Source organism: Catenulispora pinisilvae (assembly GCF_015356865.1).
GTDB classification, from domain to species: domain Bacteria; phylum Actinomycetota; class Actinomycetes; order Streptomycetales; family Catenulisporaceae; genus Catenulispora; species Catenulispora pinisilvae.
In genome coordinates this window covers 1-4,018 of record NZ_JAAFZA010000435.1, presented here as the reverse complement: position 1 = coordinate 4,018, position 4,018 = coordinate 1, and the positions used below count along the sequence as shown (strand labels likewise).

The following is a 4,018-nucleotide window of genomic DNA, read 5'->3' as shown; positions in this document are numbered from 1 at the left end:
GGGTCCGCCTGCTGGCCGGTGAAGTCCGAGCCGGGGTCGGTGCCGAGGTCGGCCTGGACGGCGGCGGCGCGTTGCGGGGCGGACAGGGTGGCCAGGAGGGCCTGCGCCTTGCGGAGCTGCCCCGCTACCTGCGTGCGGGACTGGGCCGCGGCGTCGCGGGTCTGGTCCAGGGCCGAGAGTTGGTCGGCGGCGGCGTGCTGGAGTTGGTCGATCCGCCGGCGTTCCTCGACCACCTCGGCGATCTTGCGGCGCTGCTCGTCGGAGAGGCGGGCGGCCATGGCCTCGTTGCCCAGGAAGGTGTCGGGGTGGTCGGCGAGCATCAGGGCCAGGCGGTCGTCCACGCCCCCAGCGCGGTACTGGTCGGCCGCGAAGGCGCCGAGGGTGGTGCGCTGGCGCTGGTAGTCGGCCTGCATGGCCTGGAGGGCGGTCTGCGAACGCTGCACCGCCAGGCCCAGCTTGCCGGCCTGCTCCTGGGCCGCGTCATAGGTCTGCGTCAGCTGGTCGGCCTGGCGGTACAGCGCGGCGATCTGGGTCTTCACCGAAGCCTGGTCACCGTCTCCGGAGCCGGGGCCGGCGGCCGGGGCCGCGGCGGCGGTGGTGACCACGCCCGCGGCGGCGGCCATGGCGGTCAGCGCCGCGGCGGCCACGGTGCGGCCCCGGGCGGGCAGCGCCGACGCCCGGGCCGAGGCCCGATCCGACGCGCGGCGCCGCGATAATCGCTTCGTACTGTGAGGCGCCATTCTGTGATGACCTCCGCATAAGGGCACGCTGGCTGATACCGGTAGAACAGCGCACGAACCTAGACCCAGCGGACACCGGCAAGCAAGGATCATCCACTCAAATAGGTGATCGGCTGGCAGATAGAACAACTCCGACAAATCGGAATCAGGATCGGGCCAGCCGGTTGAGCAGCATCGACGCCGGAACCGGACGCGCCCCCGACCGGCGCACCCCCTCGGCCACCTCGCGGTCCGAGGACACCACGACCACCGGCCGCCCGGCCGGCTCGGCGGCCACCAGGCGCCGGATCAGCTCGTCGGCGATCTCCCCGGGCGCGGAGAACAGCACCCGCACTCCCCTGGGCTGGGTCAGCCGCACCGGGCCGTCCAGCGCGGCCCCGTCGAAGACACACGTCACCTCGGCCCCGGTCCGCGCGGCCAGCGCCGCCAGCCCGCCGACCAGCCGTACCCGCTGCTCGGCCAGGGACAGGGTCGGGTAGCCGGTCTTGGTGACGTTATAGCCATCCACTACTAGGTGGACCATGGGGAGCGCTAGGTACTGATCCAATAGCGCGGGATCATCTTTAGCGCGCCCCTGCACAGACATGTCAGAGGGAGCGACAGAGTCTGGAGACGCCGCCCCGACCGTGTCCGCCGGCCTCGTCTCCGTCGGCGGCAGCGCCAACTCACGCTCGATGCCCTTCACCGCGCCGGTCACCGTGTCCAGTAACAAACGCAGCCGCATGTCCCCTTCAGAGCGCCCGGAGCGGGCCGAACGCCGCGCCGTGTCCAACGCCGACTCCGCGGCCGCCAGGCGCGTCCGCAGGCGCCGTAGTTCGGCCTCTGACGCTGACGCGGCGGCGGCCGCCGAGGCGCGCTCGGTCTCCAGAGCCGTCTCGGTCGTGCGCGCGGCCGCCTGAGCCCGCCGCATATCGGCCTCCAGCTGCCGCACCTTGCGACGTAACTGGTCGCCCTCGCGGCGTGCCTCCTCCTGCACGGTCCGCAGCTCGTCCGTGGCCTGCCGCGCCGCCTCCCGCAGCTCGACGCTCTCGGCGGTGAGCCGCGCGACCTCGTTCTCCGCGGCCTCGCCGGCCGCCGCCCGAGCCCCCTGCGACACCGCTTCCAGGGCGTCCTTGACCATCCCGGTCCAGCCCTGCGGACGCAGCACATAAGCGACCGCCGCGACCTCGTGCGGGTCCGCGGCGGCCGGTACCACTCCCGCGTACAGGGAGTCGGACAGATCCGGGGCGCTTTCGCGCACGCGTTCGGCGACCCGTGTGCGGAACGCCCCGTCGCTCTCCAGAGCGGCCGCCATCGGGATCGCCGCGGCTTTGGCGCGTTTGCCGGGGGCGAACTTGGCGAACGGCCGCAGCGGGGCCGGGACCTCGCCCGCCGGGAGCTTGCCCAGGGCGTCGGAGGCGATCTCCACGACCCGCTGGCGCACGGAGTCCGGCAGCGTGATGGTGAGACGTTCACCCTCCGCTGAGCTCACCTCGTCCCACTCCCTCGCCTCGCCGGAATCCTCCGGGCATCGTTGCTGATCCGCCGACTTTAGCGGCGCTGATCCGCCGACCTTATCGGCCGCGCTTGTGCCCGCACCAAGCTCTCATCTAAAGGTAGGCCCTCCGCGCCGCGTTTCGGATCTCCCGCGCGCACGGTGATACGCCATGATGCAACTGTGGTGATCCCCATTCACGACAAGAACCCGGCCACCCGGAGATCCTTCGTCACCTACGGTCTGATCATCGCGAACGTCGTGGTGTTCCTTTCCGGGCCGATCGCCTTCGCCGGGATAGACCCCGACGCCGCGCGCAAGGCCAAGGAGAACGCGTACCTGTACCACTACGGCGCCATCCCGGCGCAGCTGCTGGGGAACGGGCACGGGAACCCGGTCTGGCCGGTATTCACCGCGATGTTCGTCCACGCCGGGTGGATCCACCTGCTGGGGAACATGCTGTTCCTGTACATCTTCGGCGACAACGTCGAGGACGTGCTCGGGCGGCTGCACTACCTGGCGTTCTACATCATCGGCGGCGCGGCCAGCACCTACGCCTTCGCCTGGTCCGATCCGACCGCCACCGGCCCGCTGGTCGGGGCCTCGGGGGCGATCGCGACGGTGCTGGGCGCGTACGTGTACCTGTTCCCGTACGCCAAGGTGACGATGCTGGTGCCGTTCCTGTGGTTCATCCCGATGCGGGTCCCGGCGTGGCTGGTGCTCGGCGGCTGGTTCGTCCTTCAGCTGCCGCAGTTCCAGCAGACGCTCGGGGTGGCCGGGTCCACGGACGTCGCGTACTACGCACATGTGTCGGGATTCGTATTAGGACTTCTCTACGCGGCGCTGGTCATCGGGCGAGGGCCCAGCGGACCGGCGCGGGCACCGGCCGCCGAGACCCCGCCGACGCCGCCGCCGTTGACGCCGGACTACCGGTCCGCCGATCCGGAGGACCCGTACGGCCAATACCATCGCTAGACAGTCCCGCAGATCCGCAGACCGCAGTCCCGCGGACCCGCAGTCCCGCAGTCCCGCGCGAAGGAGCCGCCGTGATCACCGCCATCGTCCTGATCAAAACCGACGTGGATGCCATCCCCGAGGTCGCCGAGAAGATCTCCCGGTTGGCCGGGGTGAGTGAGGTCTACTCCGTGACCGGCGAGTACGACCTGATCGCCATGGTGCGGGTGCGGGAGCACGACCAGCTCGCCGATGTGATCCCGGGCGGGGTGAACAAGGTGGCCGGGGTCAGCCACACGGTCACCCATGTGTCGTTCCGGACTTACAGCGCCCTGGACCTGGAGGCGGCGTTCTCGCTCGGGCTGGACTGAGGCAGCGTGCGGCAGCGCCCTCAGCACGACCCACTCCTAGGGGAAACCCCCTACGAACGCATTAAGAATTCCCGGTAAACGCCAAACCCCGCCTCCCAAGAGGAAGGCGGGGCCCGTGACGCCACGTCATTGTGTGAGTGCGGGTGGTGCGCCGGCTCTACGGCCGGGTCGTGCCGCCGCCGTCAGGCGTCGGGGTCCTCGTCGATGAGGAAGCCGCGCATCGGGGAGGGCTGGGACGGGACCGAGGGCTGGCCCATGCCGTTGCCGCCGCCCATGAACGGGGGCTGCTGCCCGCCGCCCATCTGCTGCGGGGCCGGCATCTGCGGCCGGATCGGGGCCATGGTCTGCGTCAGGGCCGCGGCGTTGGTGCCGTTGTTGCCCGCGCTCTGGTAGGAGCCGGAGCCCGCGCTCTGGAAGGAGCCGGTGGAGCCCATGCCGCCGCCGTTCATACCGGCGCCGACCGGGGACGGGGCCGGGGG

Annotated in this window: 3 protein-coding genes and 2 pseudogenes; 2 read left to right on the top strand and 3 right to left on the bottom strand. The window is 71.1% G+C overall.

Annotated features, from left to right (window positions below; genetic code table 11):
• Positions 1–740 (bottom strand): annotated as a pseudogene (locus IZR01_RS48485) (hypothetical protein); the annotation flags it as partial.
• A 145-nt stretch (positions 741–885) separates the two neighbouring features.
• A complete protein-coding gene (locus IZR01_RS48480) occupies positions 886–2,211 on the bottom strand; it encodes an NYN domain-containing protein (RefSeq protein WP_194899896.1) in 1,326 nt (441 codons plus the stop codon).
• A 186-nt stretch (positions 2,212–2,397) separates the two neighbouring features.
• On the opposite strand from IZR01_RS48480, the gene IZR01_RS48475 reads away from it, so the two are divergent.
• Both IZR01_RS48475 and IZR01_RS48470 read left to right on the top strand, forming a co-directional pair.
• On the top strand, positions 2,398–3,189 hold the full coding sequence (locus tag IZR01_RS48475; protein WP_323746776.1) for a rhomboid family intramembrane serine protease: 792 nt from the start codon (positions 2,398–2,400) through the stop codon (positions 3,187–3,189).
• Positions 3,190–3,260: 71 nt separating this feature from the next.
• Positions 3,261–3,539 carry an Lrp/AsnC family transcriptional regulator gene (locus IZR01_RS48470; protein WP_194899897.1) on the top strand — a complete coding sequence of 93 codons (279 nt, stop codon included), beginning with the start codon at positions 3,261–3,263 and terminating at the stop codon, positions 3,537–3,539.
• Positions 3,540–3,721: 182 nt separating this feature from the next.
• On the opposite strand, the pseudogene IZR01_RS51860 reads toward IZR01_RS48470, so the two are convergent.
• Positions 3,722–4,018 (bottom strand): annotated as a pseudogene (locus IZR01_RS51860) (hypothetical protein); the annotation flags it as partial.